Annotated in this window: 13 protein-coding genes and 1 tRNA gene; 9 read left to right on the plus strand and 5 right to left on the minus strand. The window is 66.8% G+C overall.

Annotation, left to right across the window (positions count from 1 at the left end; genetic code table 11):
• Window positions 1–21: 21 nt before the first annotated feature.
• Window positions 22–1,467: a pyruvate kinase gene (gene pyk, locus KW83_RS10345; RefSeq protein WP_036178145.1), complete on the plus strand. Its 1,446-nt coding sequence runs from the start codon at window positions 22–24 to the stop codon at window positions 1,465–1,467.
• 596 nt (window positions 1,468–2,063) lie between these two features.
• On the opposite strand, the gene KW83_RS19900 is transcribed toward pyk, so the two are convergent.
• Window positions 2,064–3,004, minus strand: a protein-coding gene (locus KW83_RS19900) for an IS630 family transposase (protein ID WP_161785428.1) whose coding sequence is annotated in 2 segments (ribosomal slippage) — window positions 2,064–2,669 and window positions 2,672–3,004 — 939 coding nt in all. Because the reading frame shifts where the segments join, the coding sequence is not laid out codon by codon here.
• 552 nt (window positions 3,005–3,556) lie between these two features.
• Between KW83_RS19900 and KW83_RS10360 the strand changes: the two genes are divergently transcribed.
• The gene (locus KW83_RS10360) at window positions 3,557–3,745 is read left to right on the plus strand and encodes a hypothetical protein (RefSeq protein WP_036178147.1); all 189 of its coding nucleotides are present in this window, start codon (window positions 3,557–3,559) and stop codon (window positions 3,743–3,745) included.
• Window positions 3,746–4,050: 305 nt separating this feature from the next.
• Here KW83_RS10360 and KW83_RS10365 read toward each other — a convergent pair.
• Window positions 4,051–4,126, minus strand: a tRNA-Lys gene (locus KW83_RS10365).
• A gap of 91 nt (window positions 4,127–4,217) precedes the next feature.
• Between KW83_RS10365 and dapF the strand changes: the two genes are divergently transcribed.
• The 7 genes from dapF (at window position 4,218) to KW83_RS10400 (ending at window position 11,116) form a co-directional block, all read left to right on the plus strand.
• The gene (gene dapF / locus KW83_RS10370; protein WP_036178149.1) at window positions 4,218–5,051 is read left to right on the plus strand and encodes a diaminopimelate epimerase; all 834 of its coding nucleotides are present in this window, start codon (window positions 4,218–4,220) and stop codon (window positions 5,049–5,051) included.
• A complete protein-coding gene (gene mtaB / locus KW83_RS10375; RefSeq protein ID WP_036178158.1) occupies window positions 5,048–6,301 on the plus strand; it encodes a tRNA (N(6)-L-threonylcarbamoyladenosine(37)-C(2))-methylthiotransferase MtaB in 1,254 nt (417 codons plus the stop codon). The genes dapF and mtaB overlap by 4 nt, the downstream gene beginning before the upstream one ends.
• A gap of 1 nt (window position 6,302) precedes the next feature.
• On the plus strand, window positions 6,303–6,578 hold the full coding sequence (locus KW83_RS19180; RefSeq protein WP_268745542.1) for an FMN-binding negative transcriptional regulator: 276 nt from the start codon (window positions 6,303–6,305) through the stop codon (window positions 6,576–6,578).
• A 915-nt stretch (window positions 6,579–7,493) separates the two neighbouring features.
• Window positions 7,494–8,090 (plus strand): glutathione S-transferase, encoded by a 597-nt coding sequence (locus KW83_RS10385; RefSeq protein WP_051928433.1) that lies wholly within the window; start codon window positions 7,494–7,496, stop codon window positions 8,088–8,090.
• Between the two features lie 258 nt (window positions 8,091–8,348).
• Window positions 8,349–8,930: a ubiquinol-cytochrome c reductase iron-sulfur subunit gene (gene petA, locus KW83_RS10390; RefSeq protein ID WP_036178160.1), complete on the plus strand. Its 582-nt coding sequence runs from the start codon at window positions 8,349–8,351 to the stop codon at window positions 8,928–8,930.
• Between the two features lie 12 nt (window positions 8,931–8,942).
• The gene (locus KW83_RS10395) at window positions 8,943–10,286 is read left to right on the plus strand and encodes a cytochrome b (RefSeq protein WP_036178162.1); all 1,344 of its coding nucleotides are present in this window, start codon (window positions 8,943–8,945) and stop codon (window positions 10,284–10,286) included.
• A 14-nt stretch (window positions 10,287–10,300) separates the two neighbouring features.
• Window positions 10,301–11,116 carry a cytochrome c1 gene (locus KW83_RS10400; protein ID WP_036178164.1) on the plus strand — a complete coding sequence of 272 codons (816 nt, stop codon included), beginning with the start codon at window positions 10,301–10,303 and terminating at the stop codon, window positions 11,114–11,116.
• Between the two features lie 56 nt (window positions 11,117–11,172).
• Here KW83_RS10400 and KW83_RS10405 read toward each other — a convergent pair whose 3' ends face one another.
• Genes KW83_RS10405 through thiB form a run of 3 tightly spaced genes read right to left on the minus strand, consistent with a single transcriptional unit; the run spans window position 11,173 to window position 14,361 of the window.
• Entirely contained in the window at window positions 11,173–11,865 is a 693-nt protein-coding gene (locus tag KW83_RS10405; RefSeq protein WP_036178165.1) for a thiamine ABC transporter ATP-binding protein, read from the minus strand.
• Window positions 11,852–13,411, minus strand: a complete 1,560-nt coding sequence (locus KW83_RS10410) for an ABC transporter permease family protein (protein WP_036178166.1) — start codon at window positions 13,409–13,411, stop codon at window positions 11,852–11,854. The genes KW83_RS10405 and KW83_RS10410 overlap by 14 nt, the downstream gene beginning before the upstream one ends.
• The gene (gene thiB, locus KW83_RS10415; RefSeq protein WP_036178250.1) at window positions 13,387–14,361 is read right to left on the minus strand and encodes a thiamine ABC transporter substrate binding subunit; all 975 of its coding nucleotides are present in this window, start codon (window positions 14,359–14,361) and stop codon (window positions 13,387–13,389) included. Before thiB ends, KW83_RS10410 begins: the two co-directional genes overlap by 25 nt.
• Window positions 14,362–14,421 lie beyond the last annotated feature (60 nt).

Consider the following 14,421-nt stretch of genomic DNA (forward strand, 5'->3'; position numbering starts at 1 on the left):
CGACGCTAACAGGAGCATTCCATGAGACGCCTGCGCAAGATCAAGATCGTGGCCACCCTTGGCCCCGCCTCATCGGATACCGACACCATCCGGTCGCTGTTCGACGCCGGCGCGGACGTGTTCCGCCTCAACATGAGCCATGGCAGCCACGACGAGATCGCCGAGCGCCATCGCATCATCCGCCAGATCGAAGAGGACACCGGTCGGCCCATCGCCATCCTGGCCGACCTGCAGGGCCCCAAGCTGCGGCTGGGCGTGTTCCAGAACGGCGAGGAAGAGATCGAGGAGGGCCAGAGCTTCCGGCTGGATCTGGACCCGGCCGAAGGCGACGCGACCCGCGTGCAACTGCCCCACCGGGAGATATTCGAAGCCCTGGAGGCGAACGCGACGCTGTTGGTCAATGACGGCAAGATCCGCCTGAAGGTCAAGGAGTGCGGCGACGACTTCGCGGAGTGTCAGGTCCTGGTCGGCGGCACGATCTCGAACCGCAAGGGGGTGAACGTCCCGGATGTGGAACTGCCCCTGGCGGCGCTCAGCGACAAGGACCGCAAGGACCTGGATTTCGTCTGCCAGCTGGGCGTTGACTGGCTTGCGCTGAGTTTCGTCCAGCGCCCGCGCGATGTGGAAGAGGCGCGGGACCTCTGCCGGGGCCGCGCGGCGATCCTGTCGAAGATCGAGAAACCCATGGCCGTTCGCAACTTCGACGCGATCCTTGCGGCGTCGGACGGGATCATGGTGGCGCGCGGCGATCTGGGTGTCGAACTCCCGGTCCAGAACGTGCCGCCGATCCAGAAACGCCTGATCCGCCAGTGCCGCGCCGCCGCCAAGCCGGTGATCGTCGCGACCCAGATGCTGGAATCGATGATCGAGAGCCCGATGCCCACCCGCGCCGAAGTGTCGGATGTCGCCAACGCCATCTATGAGGGGGCGGACGCGGTGATGCTCTCTGCCGAGTCCGCCGCCGGGCAGTATCCCGTGGAGGCTGTCGCCACCATGAACAACGTCGCCATAGAGGTGGAAGGCGATCCCATCTACCGTGAGGTCATCAACGCCAGCCGCGGCGGGTCCAAGCAGACGGTGGCGGACGCCATCGTCTCTGCGGCGCGCGAGATCGCGGAGACCACGGACATCACCGCGATCTGCTGCTTCTCCCAGTCCGGCACGACGGCGGCGCTGGTCGCGCGCGAACGTCCGCAGGTGCCCATCATCGCGCTGACGCCGATGATGGGCACGGCGCGCAGGCTCAGCCTGACCTGGGGAATGCACTGCGTCCGCACCGGTGAGGTCAGCCGGTTCAAGGAGGCGGTCATCAACGCCGCCCGCGCCGCGCGGACCGAAGGTTTCGCCGTCGAGACGGACCAGATCGTGGTGACCGCGGGCGTTCCGTTCGGCCAGTCCGGCACCACCAACATCCTGCGCGTGGCACCCTGCGACGAGCGGCTGATCTTCCCGCAGGATTCCGAATAGACCGCGTCCGGGTCCGTTGTCGGACCGGCTTCAGCCGGATCTTGTCATCGGTCTGGCTTTGCTGTGCTTCGGTCTGGCCGTCATGGCGCTTCTCTCGGCCCTGGCAGAGCAGCGCCGACCCACCGCGGGAATTGTTTTCCCTATTATCCACGAGAAAAGGCAGGAGGCGCGCCGAACTTGCGTCCGATAGCTTCGCGGACTTTCCTGCCGTTCGGCAATCAAGTGATGCAACTGCAGCATGACAAGGAAGATGCTCGCGGTCGCAGCGTTCGAGATTCGGCGCCGCAGCGCAACTCGCCGAACTGGACGTTAAGATGCGCGCTGAGGGATCGAAGCCATACCGACCATTCGCTGCGCGCCGTCTCAGCAGCGCAGATGCGGGACAAAGCTGCCAGTCACGGCGATTGCTCTATTAAAAGATTTCGGTTTTAACCTGCAACATATCCGGCAGCCTTGAAGTAGTTCCAGCACTCTGCTGGGTCGTGGAGATCGCAGATTGCACCGATGGCTTGAAAGACCTCGGTGAAGGTTCTGGCCCCGATTTTTCGAAGGTGGGCTTTCAGCTTTGAGTAAGCCTGCTCTAGAGCATGATGAGATTAGCTTGAAGCGTATCCAGTATTGGCGAGGTAGTTCGCGCACTCCTGTGGGCTGAAGCGGTCGAGCAGTGTCCCGATCCTGCGCCACGTTGCCTCCATTGTGCGCTCGGCTGCGTTGCGGAGCATGTGTTTGAGCTTCGAGAAGACCTGTTCAATCGGGTTCAGGTCGGGGCTGTAGGGCGGCAGAAAAAGTAGATGCGCTTTCGCGTTACGGATCGCCTGCCGCACGGCTTGCCCTTTGTGGCTGCCCAGATTGTCCATAACCACCACATCGCCCGGGCGCAGGGTTGGGACGAGCACGTGCGCGACATAAGCCCGGAACGCTTCGCCGTTGACGGGACCGTCCAAAACAAAGGGCGCGTCGATCCGATCATGACGCAGCGCTGCGATAAAGGTCATGGTGCGCCAGTGACCATGCGGGGCCCGCCCGATCAGGCGTTCACCTCTGGGAGCCCAGCCGCGCAGCGGGGCCATGTTGGTCTTGGCCCAGGTTTCATCAATGAACACGAGACGACGGGGGTCGATCCGGCCCTGGTGCCGCTTCCAGCGCACACGGCGGCGGCTCACGTCGGGGCGGTTCTGCTCCTCGGCGAGTTGGGTCTTTTTTTGAACGAGTAGCCCGTGCGGCGCACGAAGGCCCAGACGGTGCGGTAGTCGACCTTGAGCCCGCGCTCGGCCAGTTCCACCACCAGTCCGCGCAGTGTGAACGGCTCCGTTATCCGCTCCAGAAGCCACGCCTCATGCCCGCCTGCAATCTTGCGTGGCGGGTGGCCGCCTGTCCCTGCCGGAGCGCAACTCCCGGTCGCACGCAAACGCTGCGACCACTTCACAACACTGGACGGAGCCACATCCAGGGCCGCTGCGACCTGACGCACGCTCTCGCCCCCCAACAGCCGCGCCATTGCCCTCTCTCGAAGGTCCATTGAAAGTGCTCTACCCACTACTCGCCCTCCATCTTGTGGTCGGCAACAGTGAATCACCAAAATGCAGGCCTGTGAATCCTCTATCGATTCAGGCTGATTTCATCCCGCTCTAGGCCATAGGTATGGGACGAGGCCGAAGCCGCCGTAACGTTCAATCAGAACTGCGGAAGGTCCGGCCGCGTAACCAGAACTTGTCCGACGTACCTCTGCACATCCTCAGGAAGTATGGACAGAACAGGAGAACTGAACTGAGACCAAGGTCGAAAAAACCTGTCGGTCCAAGGCATTATAGCCATCTGCTCGCCCGAATAGATAACGAACCGAGTTGGATTCTTCAGCTTCAAGCTGTCGAGGATTGATAGATTGCCCACGACTAAATCGTCGGGCTTGGCTAAGTGCAACTTCTGAGTTGTACCGTAGGCGATACGGCAAAAAATAGTGCCGGCCTCGTCCCTCGCTACTCCACAAACCAGAAGTGGGCGAGGATTAGTCGCCCACGTGCTCTTCGGAGATGCTTCTGGAAAGAAGCCAGTTACAACGCTGTAAATCGCGGGGGCGGATGTCTCCCAGTTGGCCAAGACTTCAGGCCGGTTCCTCAACCACAGTAAGGCGACCTCTTCCGAGCCCAAACTCTTCGTTCAGCTTCTGACGCCACTCTACGATCTGCTCTTGCGGTACGACATCGAACTCCCCGTCAGCTTCTGGGGGGAAGCGGTTCAGATGCCGGCCACCGGCTTTCCGAAGCTTCTGTGCCATTAAACTCTCCGTTTTCAACATGCCTATCACGTAGGGATCGGCTGAATGATTCGCTACCCGAGGGACGATCTTGTGAACCCTTGTGGCATATCCACCTTATCGTGTTCTTAACTCGTGCGCACGGTGGCTGTTCCCCTCTTCGATATGGGGTTCGCCGGTTATCCGCAACCAGACAGAAGTATATGCCTTACTCTGCGCGCCACTTCGCCCAACCGAAGTGGGAAAAATCTCCGCGTTACCCCAATCGTTACCCCCGGCCCCCACTCTACCGGCACATCATCCAAACGCGCTATAACTTATTGATTACATGGTGAGCCCGCAGGGGCTCGAACCCTGGACCTACTGATTAAAAGTCAGTTGCTCTACCAACTGAGCTACAGGCTCACTGGCCGGGGAGGTAGCCGCGCCGCCCGAAGGCGTCAAGCGCAAAGCGGGCGCTTTTCTCGGACCCCGCCGGTCTCTATATGCCGGTCCCATGGCTATCGCCCGCACTCCCCTGCCGTTCATGAAGATGCATGGATTGGGCAACGATTTCGTCGTCATCGACCGCCGGCCGGGCGGTTTGCCGCTTTCTGCCGCGCTGGTCAGGGCCATTGGGGACCGGCACCGCGGCATCGGCTTCGACCAGCTGGCCGAGATCCTGCCGGACGGCCGGGCCGACGCGCGGCTGGTGTTCTGGAACGCGGACGGGACACAGTCGGACGCTTGCGGCAACGCCACCCGCTGCATCGCACGGCACCTGATGGATGAGACCGGCGCGCCCGCCATCACCCTGTCCACCGGACGCGGCGTGCTTGCCGCGCGGGACGCCGGCGGTGGGTTGACAGCTGTCAACATGGGGGCGCCGGTCCTCGACTGGCGGGCCATTCCCCTGGCCGGTCCCGTCGACCCCGAGCGCCTGCCCATCCCGGGCGATCCGGTGGCGACCGGCATGGGCAACCCGCATTGCACCTTCTTCGTGGACGACGCCGACGCTGTGGACCTGCCCGCCTTCGGCGCGGCGCATGAGCATCATCCGCTATTTCCGCAGCGCACCAACGTCCAGGTCGCGCATCTGGTCGGGCCGGACCATTTGCGGATGCGGGTGTGGGAGCGGGGCGTGGGGGTCACCCTGGCTTCGGGGTCCTCCTCCTGCGCGGTCGCGGTGGCGGCGGCGCGGCGCGGTCTGGCGGGGCGTGCGGTCAGGATGGATCTGGACGGCGGCACCCTGTCGATCGACTGGGCGGAGGACGGCGTGTGGATGACCGGGCCGACGGCGCATGTGGCCGATGGAATGCTCGCGCCCGCCTGGCTGGAGGCGATGGCATGAACGCGCCGGTCTTTTCCAACCACGGCTGCCGGCTCAACATGTACGAGACCGAGGCGATGCGCGAACTGGCGCGCGAGGCAGGACTCAGCGACGCCGTGGTGGTCAACACCTGCGCCGTCACGGCAGAGGCCGTGCGCAAGGCCCGCAAGGACATCCGCCGGCTGGCGCGCGAGAACCCCGGCGCCGCGGTGATCGTCACCGGCTGCGCCGCCCAGACCGAGCCCCAGACCTTCGCCGCGATGCCCGAGGTCACCCGCGTCGTCGGCAACGCAGAAAAGATGCGCCCCGAGACATGGGCGGCCCTCGCCCCCGATTTCACCGGTACGACCGAACGTGTGCAGGTGGACGACATCATGTCGGTCGAAGAGACCGCCGGCCATCTGATCGACGGGTTCGGCACCCGCTCCCGCGCCTATGTCCAGGTCCAGAACGGCTGCGACCACCGCTGCACCTTCTGCATCATCCCCTACGGTCGCGGCAACTCGCGGTCCGTTCCCGCGGGTGTGGTGGTCGAGCAGATCCGGCGCCTGTCGGCGCGCGGCTACGAAGAGGTCGTGTTGACCGGGGTGGATCTGACCTCCTGGGGGGCGGATCTGCCGGGCGTGCCGCGGCTGGGCGATCTGGTGATGCGGATCCTGCGGCTGGTGCCGGATCTGCCGCGCCTGCGGATCAGCTCGATCGACTCGATCGAGGTGGACCCGGCGCTGATGCGCGCCATCGCTGACGAAGAGCGGCTGATGCCGCATCTGCACCTGTCGCTCCAGCACGGCGCGGACCTGATCCTGAAGCGGATGAAGCGGCGTCACCTGCGCGCCGACGCGATCGCCTTCTGCCGGGAGGCGCTGCGCCTGCGCCCCGACATGACCTTCGGCGCCGACATCATCGCCGGCTTCCCGACCGAGACGGAGGCGCAGTTCGCCGACTCCCTGGCGCTGGTCGATGACTGCGGGCTGACCTGGCTGCACGTGTTCCCCTATTCGGCCCGGCAGGGCACGCCCGCGGCGCGGATGCCGCAGCTTGACGGCGGCGTGGTCAAGGCGCGCGCGGCGCGGCTCAGGGCAGCGGGAGACCGGGCGGTGGCCGCGCATCTGGCGGCACAGGTCGGCCGCACCCACAGGGTGCTGATGGAGAGCCCGCATCTGGGCCGGACCGAGCAGTTCGCCGAGGTCGCCGTGACCGCACCGCAGCCCGAAGGACAGATCGTCCCGCTGACGGTGACCGGCATCTCCGGCGCGCGGCTGCTGGCCTGAGATACACGCGAACCCCGTCGTTCGCGCAACCACGCAGGCGCTGACCCTGCGGATGGCGGCGGCGCGGGGGTCCGGCGTCCTGTCGGTCCGGGCCGACCCTGTGCCGCTGCTGGCGCATGTGCCTTTCCCGATGGAAAGCGACCACGCAGAGCTGCATCTGGTGCGCTCGAACCCGATCGCGCGCAGGGTGGACGGGCCGGGCGTGATCGTGGTGTCGGGACCGGACGGCCATGTTTTGCGGGACCGGTACGGCCTGCCGGACCAGGTGCCGACGTGAAACGATGTGGCGATCCACCTGTCCGGACGGCCGGAGCGCCGCCTGCAAGTGGAGATCCGGACGATGGCGGACCGCCTCTCCGCCGCGTTCGAAGCGCGGCTCGCGGCGAAGCCGTCCTGGCGCAGCGACAAGATGACGGCGGAAGCGCGGGACCGGATGCTCTGCCATCGCCCTCTTCAGGCTGTGGATCGAGGCGGGCGAAAGCACCGTGAACCTGGGGTAGAACAAACCCGACGCGGCGCGGATCGCGCCGACCTGCGACCTGCGACCCGCGACCCGCGACCCGCGACCCGCGACCCGCGTTCGTGAATGCCGCTCGCTTTGCAAGGGATTTCCGATCGTCCGGAGACGTGATCGCGTGCGTATTTTTGTCAGGCCTGTGGAGGCCGCTCGACTGGCGCCGCTGGCCGGGGTGGTGATGCGCGGATCGGGGTCGGATCTCCGGGACCGGGATCGGGGCTCAGGGACGGTGTCTGGTTTGCCTGAACCGGATCGGTTCGATCATGTGTCCATGCTGATCGTGCCTTCCTTAAAACTAAGGGACCCGATTGCCCGTTCGGCGCCCGATCAGGCGCCGATCAGCACCGGGCCGCGATAGCTTTCACCGCGCGTCGGCATCGCCCGGATTCCGCGCGCCATCTTGTTCGCAAGGGCGACCGCAGCGACCGGGATCGGGTTACCCTCCGGCGCGCCAGCCAGGACCCTTTTGGCGCGCCACGCCGTGACGCCCGGCGGATCGCCGCCGCAGCCCCGACGACCAGCAGTCGCCGACTGTCACGCTGCCGTCAGCGGAGAGCGGCATCTAACAAATCTGCCGAGCCAGGAGGTGACGGCACTCGCCACGCTCACGCGCGATCCGCCCGGGTGACGAAAGCGCGGGACATTCCCGCCCGGGTCGCTAATGTCGGGCGCATGATGGAGCTTTTCTTCGCCGCCGCCTCGCCCTTCGTCCGCAAGGTCATGGTCGTCCTGCACGAGACCGACCAGACCGGCGATGTGACCCTTGTCCAGTCGGTACAGACGCCGCTGACGCCCAATCCCGCCAACCTCAACCCCCTTGCCAAGATCCCCTGCCTGACCCGTCCCGACGGACCCGCGCTCTACGACAGCCGGGTGATCTGCCGCTATCTCGACCACCGGGCCGGCGCCGGGCTCTACCCAGAGCGGCGCCTGTGGGAGACCCTGACCCTGGAGGCGACCGCGGACGGGATCATGGATGCGGCCGTGCTGATGGTCTACGAGGGCCGCATCCGTCCCGAGGGCAAGCAGTTTCCCGATTTCGTGGAGGCGCAGTGGGGCAAGGTCGCCGCCGCGCTCGACGCGTTGGAAGATCGCTGGATCAGTCACCTGTCCGGCCCGCTCGACATGGGAAATATCGCCGTGGCCTGCGCCCTGGCCTATCTGGACTTTCGTCATCCCGGCCGCGACTGGCGCATGGGCCGGAGCGCCCTGGCCGCGTGGGAAGCGACGTTCGCCGCACGTCCGTCGATGATCGCAAGCCGCCCGTCCTGATCCGCGGCCCGGGTGCGTCCCAAGGCGCGCCGGAACGGCCAGGCGATTCGCACCCGGCGGCGATGCGGCCGCGCAGAGGTGCTTTCGCGGCATTCCCGCGGGGGCTTCAAGAATACACTCCGCCCTTTGGCGATTGCGCCAGTTTGTCCGCTGGACGCTGTGCGACTCTCCCGCTAGACCCTGTAGAAACGCGCCGGATGCCGTCCGCGCGGGGCCCTTGGCCGACCGCCCGACCGGCTCGCAAGAAGGAGAAACCCTTTGTCACATGCTGACGACCAAGGCGGCACCCGCCGCGACTTCCTGTTCTACGCCACCGGCGGCGCCGCCGCTGTCACCGCCGGCGCCGCCGTCTGGCCGCTGGTCAACCAGATGAATCCCGCCGCGAACGTCCAGGCGCTGTCTTCGATCCGCGTCGACATCGCCGGGATCGAGCCCGGCACGCAGCTCACGGTCGAGTATCTGGGCAAGCCGGTGTTCATCCGTCGCCGCACCCAGGAAGAGATCGACGAGGCGAACGCCGTCGATCCGTCCTCCCTGCCGGACCCCATCGCGCGCAACCCCAACATCGAGGACGGCGCCCCGGCCACCGACCCGAACCGCGCGCTGTCGCAGGGCGTCGACGGCGAGACCTCCGAGGAATGGCTCGTGATGATCGGCGTCTGCACCCACCTGGGCTGCGTGCCCATCGGCGACGGCGCCGGCGATTTCGGGGGCTGGTTCTGCCCCTGCCACGGCAGCCACTACGATACGGCCGGCCGCATCCGCAAAGGTCCGGCGCCCGAGAACCTTTACATTCCCGTCGCGTCCTTCGCCGACGAATCCACCATCGTTCTGGGATAAGGAGAGACTGACATGGCCGGGATCCCGCACGACCATTACGAACCGACTTCCGGGGGCGAACGGTGGCTCCACAGGCGCCTGCCGATCGTCGGCCTTCTGTACGACACGATCATGATCCCCACCCCCAAGAACCTCAACTGGATGTGGATCTGGGGGATCGTGCTGACCTTTACGCTGGTGCTGCAGATCGCCACCGGCGTGGTTCTGGTGATGCACTACATCCCCTCCACCGACCGGGCCTTCGCGTCGGTCGAGCACATCATGCGGAACGTCAACGGCGGCTTCATGCTGCGGTATCTCCACGCCAACGGCGCGTCGCTGTTCTTCGTGGCGGTCTACCTGCACATCTTCCGGTCGCTCTACTACGGCTCCTACAAGGAGCCGCGTGAGGTGACCTGGATCATCGGAATCCTGATGTACCTGTTGATGATGGGCACGGCCTTCATGGGGTACGTCCTGCCCTGGGGTCAGATGTCGTTCTGGGGCGCCACGGTCATCACCGGCCTGTTCGGTGCGATCCCGTTCATCGGCGAAAGCCTGCAAACCTGGCTGCTGGGCGGACCGGCGGTGGGCGAATACACCCTGACGCGCTTCTTCTCGCTCCATTACCTGTTTCCGATGATTCTTGCCGGCCTCACGGTGGTGCATATCTGGGCCTTCCACACCACCGGCAACAACAACCCGACCGGGGTCGAGGTGCGACGCGCCTCCAAGGAAGAGGCGGCCAAGGACACCCTGCCCTTCTGGCCCTACTTCGTCCTCAAGGACCTCTTCGCACTGGCGGTGATCCTGGCGGTGTTCTTCGCCATCGTCGGCTTCATGCCGAACTACCTCGGCCATCCCGACAACTACGTTGAGGCGAACCCCCTCAAGACGCCTGCGGAAATCGTGCCGGAATGGTACTTCCTGCCGTTCTACGCGATCCTGCGGGCCTTCACCTCCGATGTCTGGGTCGTCCAGATCGCCAGCTTCGTGACCGGCGGTGTGATCGACGCCAAGTTCTTCGGCGTCCTGGCCATGTTCGGCGCCATTGCGGTGATGGCTCTGGCGCCCTGGCTCGACACCTCCTCGGTGCGATCGGGCCGGTACCGGCCGATGTTCAAATGGTGGTTCGCGCTGTTCATCGTGGATTTCTTCGTCCTGATGTGGGCCGGCGCGCGGCCCGCCGCCGAACCCTATGCCACGATCTCGCTCATCGCGACGGGCTACTGGTTCGTGTATTTTCTGGTGATGCTGCCGCTTCTCGGAGTGATCGAGAAGCCGCTTCCACAGCCGGGAACCATCGAGGAAGACTACGCAAGGCACTATGCCCCCGCGACCGGCGGCACCAAGACCGTCGTCAACCCGGCAGAGTGAGAGGACACATGCCCATGCTCAGATATCTCGCGCTCGGCGCCGCCGTTGCCCTCGGGCTTGGAGGCGCCGCCCACGCGGCCGTGGAAGAGGAGACGACGATCACCGACTACGCCTTCCCGTTCGAGGGTCCGTTTGGAACCTACGACCAGTTCCAGCTCCAGCGCGGGTTGCAGGTCTATACCGAGGTCTGCTCGGCCTGCCACGGGCTGCGCTACGTGCCGCTCCGCACCCTGGGCGCAGAGAGCGGTCCGGGTCTGCCGGAGCCGCAGGTCCGCGCCTACGCCGAACTCTACGAGGTCTTCGACGAAAAGCTTCTGGACGGTGAGGGCGACTTTCGCCCTGCCAAGCCCACCGACAACTTTCCCGAGTCGTCGCTTGCCAACGCGCCCGACCTCAGCCTGATGGCGAAGGCCCGGGCGGGGTTTCACGGCCCCTACGGCCTCGGCATCAACCAGTTGCTGAAGGGGAGCGGCGGTCCCGAATACATCGCGTCGCTGCTGACCGACTATACCGGCGAGCAGAAGGAAGAGGCCGGCGTGGTCCTCTATGAGAACACCGCCTTTCCAAGCCGGTGGATCGCCATGCCGCCGCCACTCTACGGCGATGACGTGACCTATGAGGACGGGACCGAAGCGACCATCGAACAGGCATCGGTTGATGTCGCCGCGTTCCTGATGTGGACGGCGGAGCCCAAGCTCGCCGCGCGCAAGCGGGCCGGTTTTGCGGGTGTGCTGATGCTGTCGGTGCTGGCGGTGCTGCTCTACTTCACGAACAAGCGCATCTGGGCGCCCTACAAGCGCAAGGCCAAGGACCGCGTCCCGGCGGAGTGACCCGGTCGCGACATGCGACCCGGCGGCCCGGACCCAATGTCCGGGCCGTCTGCGTTTCAGCCCAGATAATTCCGAAGTACGTCGGGCGGATTCTCCAACAACTGCGTCGTCGGCACCGGCGGCCGGGCGCGGCCCTCGGCCACCAGGATCGTCTCGCCGCCTAGTTGGCGGGCGTCCCCGGGATCGTGCGTGACCATCAGAAGCGTGGCGCCGCGGTCGTCGGCCAGCCGGATCACCAGGTCGATCATCTCGACCTTGAGCGCCGGGCCAAGCGCGGCGAACGGTTCGTCCAAAAGCATCACCGGCCGGTCCTGAAGGGCGGCGCGGGCCAGGGCGACCCGGCTCTGCTGTCCCCCGGACAGGCTGCCGGGCTTGCGCGCGCCGAGCCCTCCCAGCCCGACGGAGGCAAGCGTCTCCGCGACCCGGGCGCGGTCCTCCGCGCCCAGGCGGGCATTGGGCGCAAGCCCCAGGCCGACGTTCGCGGCAACGGTGAGATGGGGAAAGAGGTTGTTGTCCTGAAAGATCGTCGCCACCGGACGGCGCGCGGGGGGCAGGTGGCCGATCGCCGCGCCCCGCCAGAGGAGCCGCCCGTCCGAGATCGGCGCGAACCCCCCGATCGCGGCAAGCAGCGTGGATTTCCCCGCCCCGGACGGACCGATGACCGCCACACGCGCGCCCTCCGCCACCGACAGGTCTGCGGCCAGGGCGAAATCCTCAAGGAGGATCGCCACGCGCTCAAGCGTCAGCATCGACGCGCCCTCCCCTGTCGAAGATCCAGAACGCCAGCAGGCTGAGTCCCAGCAGCAGGACCGCCGCCCCCGCCGCCTCGTCCATCCGGTATGCCCCCATGAGCCGGTAGAGTTGGAGCGGCAGGGTCGCGGACTGCGCATCGGCAAAGAGCGCGATGACCCCCAGATCGCCCATGGAGAGTGCAGCCGCCAACCCACCGGCGAATCCCAGCGGCCGGGCAAGGCGCGGCAGCAGCAGACGCCGGAGACGGGCAAGACCGCGGAGGCCCAGGGAATCGGCAAGGCGGCCATAGTCTCTTTCGATCCGGGCGACGGCCGGGACCAGGGCGCGGAGCGCGAAGGGCAGCGCCATGGTCGCATTGACCAGCGCGGTAACGGGCAGCGCCAGCCGGTCGGGCCGCACGAAAGGGTAGAGCATGATGAAGAGGCCGGTGCCCAGCACCAGCGGCGAGGCGGCCAATCCCAGCATCCCGGCCAGTTCGACCCCCCGGGCCCTGCGCCCCCCCATGCGCTGGGCCGCGACGGCGATGGCAAGGCCCAGGCCCAGGCACAGCAGCGCGGATCCCAGCGCCACGGCGGTCGAGCGTCCCGCCGCGACCCAGACCGATGCCGGCAGACCCGCCAGCGCCGGTCCGCCGCGAAGCAGCAGCGCGGCGAGCGGCGCCAGCAGGAACAGCGCCGCAAGGCAGATGGCCAGCCCGTCGCCCCAGACCGGCCCCCGGTCCCAGCGGACCAGCGGCCGGCCCAGCCCCGCGCCCATGGCATCGGGCACCGCCACCGTCAGCGCCAGCGTTCCGGCGAGCGCGGTCACGCCCAGTTGCAACAGCGCCAGCAATGCCGCGCGGGACAGGTCGAAATCGAAGCGGAACGCCTGATAGATCGCCAATTCGATGGTCGTGGCCCGTGGTCCACCGCCCAGAGTCAGGGCCACAGCGAAGCTGGTCGTGCAGATCAGAAAGATCACCAGCGCCGAACCGGGCAGAACCTCGCGCAGCATCGGTGCCTCGATCAGGCGGAAGGCGCGGCGGCGATCAAGCCCGAGCGACGCCGCCAGCCGGAACCGCTCTGCCGGGATCGACAGCCAGCCCTGAAGGATCAGGCGCGTGGCCAGCGGAAGGTTGAAGAACACATTCGCCAGGATCACCCCGTGCCAGCCGTAGATCGACACGGCCGGCAGGCCGGCGAAAGCCAGCGCGTCGTTGACCCAGCCCGCGCGCCCGAAGACCATCAGCAGCCCCAGGATCGCCACGATGACCGGCAGGATGAAGGGCGCGCCCAGAAGGGTGACAAGCAGCCCCCGGCCCGGAAACCGCCGCCGGGCCAGCGCCCGGGCAACCGGGACGGCAAGCGCGACGGACACCGCCGCAGAGACCGCCGCCTGCCAGAGCGTGAACCGCACCGCGCCCCAGTCGCCGGGTCCGAGCCCTGCCCCCGGTCCGATCTGCGCGCGGGACGCCACCGCGGCCAGCGATCCCAGCACCAGCGCCGAGACCAGACCCCCGGCGGCAAGCCCCGCTGCGGTCAGCGGCCGAGGGCGGCGAGCCATTCCGACAGCGCCTTTCGCGTCGCCTGCGGGCTTTCCTCCGGCGGGACGAGCAGCGCCTTGCCGGGGTCGATCAGCGTGCCGAACCCGTCCGGCAGGCCCGCCTCCGGCATCACGGCGGGGTACATCCAGTTGGTCGTGGGCAGGATCGACTGCGCCGCGTCGGAGACGAGGAACGACAGGAAGTCCTGCGCCAGCCCGGGTGTGTCGGAAGAGGCGACGGCGGCTGCGACCTCGACCTGCAGGTAGTGGCCTTCTTCGAAGCGGGCGGCGGCGAAGCCGGCGTCGTCCTCTGCGATCAGGTGGTACGCCGGTGAGGTCGTGTAGGAGAGCACCATGTCGGCCTCACCCTCCAGAAACAGGTTGTAGGCTTCGGACCAGCCGGGGGTGACCGTCACGATATTGTCGGAGAGCGATTCCCAGATGGCGGGGGCCTCGTCGCCGTAGGCCTGCTTGACCCAGAGAAGCAGGCCCAGGCCCGGGGTCGATGAGCGCGGATCCTGGATGACGATGGACGCATCGCCCTCCGCCAGGGCGCGGAAATTCTCCGGCGCGTCGAAGTCCGTGCGATGGACGAAGGCGAAGTAGCCCCAGTCGTAGGGCACGAAGATGTCGTCCTGCCAGTCGACGGGCAGGGTCCAGTCGATGCCCGACACCCCGGAGGGCGACAGAAGGCCGGTCTCCCGCGCCTCTGCCATGAGGTTGGTGTCGAGTCCCAGCACCACGTCGGCATCGGTCCGGGCGCCCTCCAGCTCCAGCCGCGCAAGAAGCGCCGCGCCGTCGCCCATGGCCGTAAAGCGCAGATCGCAGTCGCAGGTCGACTCGAACGCCTGCTCCATGGCGGGGCCGGGGCCCCATTCCGTCACGAAACTGTCGTAGGTGTAGACGTCGAGCACCGGACGATCCTGGGCCGCGGCGTGCTGTGCGGCCATCAGTCCAGCAGCAATGACCATGAGGCCAGCCACGCCATGGCGAAAAGATGCGCGGGCCGGCGTTTTCGGGGTCTGCGTCTG

The organism is Palleronia rufa (assembly GCF_000743715.1).
Classification (GTDB): Bacteria; Pseudomonadota; Alphaproteobacteria; order Rhodobacterales; family Rhodobacteraceae; genus Palleronia; species Palleronia rufa.

Excerpts from the sequence above, each read along its gene's own strand:
- pyk (WP_036178145.1), top strand. The coding sequence starts at position 22 with ATGAGACGCCTGCGCAAGATCAAGATCGTGGCCACCCTTGGCCCCGCC.
- dapF (WP_036178149.1), top strand. The coding sequence starts at position 4,218 with ATGGCTATCGCCCGCACTCCCCTGCCGTTCATGAAGATGCATGGATTG.
- mtaB (WP_036178158.1), top strand. The coding sequence starts at position 5,048 with ATGAACGCGCCGGTCTTTTCCAACCACGGCTGCCGGCTCAACATGTAC.
- KW83_RS10385 (WP_051928433.1), top strand. The coding sequence starts at position 7,494 with ATGGAGCTTTTCTTCGCCGCCGCCTCGCCCTTCGTCCGCAAGGTCATG.
- KW83_RS10395 (WP_036178162.1), top strand. The coding sequence starts at position 8,943 with ATGGCCGGGATCCCGCACGACCATTACGAACCGACTTCCGGGGGCGAA.
- KW83_RS10400 (WP_036178164.1), top strand. The coding sequence starts at position 10,301 with ATGCTCAGATATCTCGCGCTCGGCGCCGCCGTTGCCCTCGGGCTTGGA.
- KW83_RS10405 (WP_036178165.1), bottom strand. The coding sequence starts at position 11,865 with ATGCTGACGCTTGAGCGCGTGGCGATCCTCCTTGAGGATTTCGCCCTG.
- KW83_RS10410 (WP_036178166.1), bottom strand. The coding sequence starts at position 13,411 with ATGGCTCGCCGCCCTCGGCCGCTGACCGCAGCGGGGCTTGCCGCCGGG.
- thiB (WP_036178250.1), bottom strand. The coding sequence starts at position 14,361 with ATGGTCATTGCTGCTGGACTGATGGCCGCACAGCACGCCGCGGCCCAG.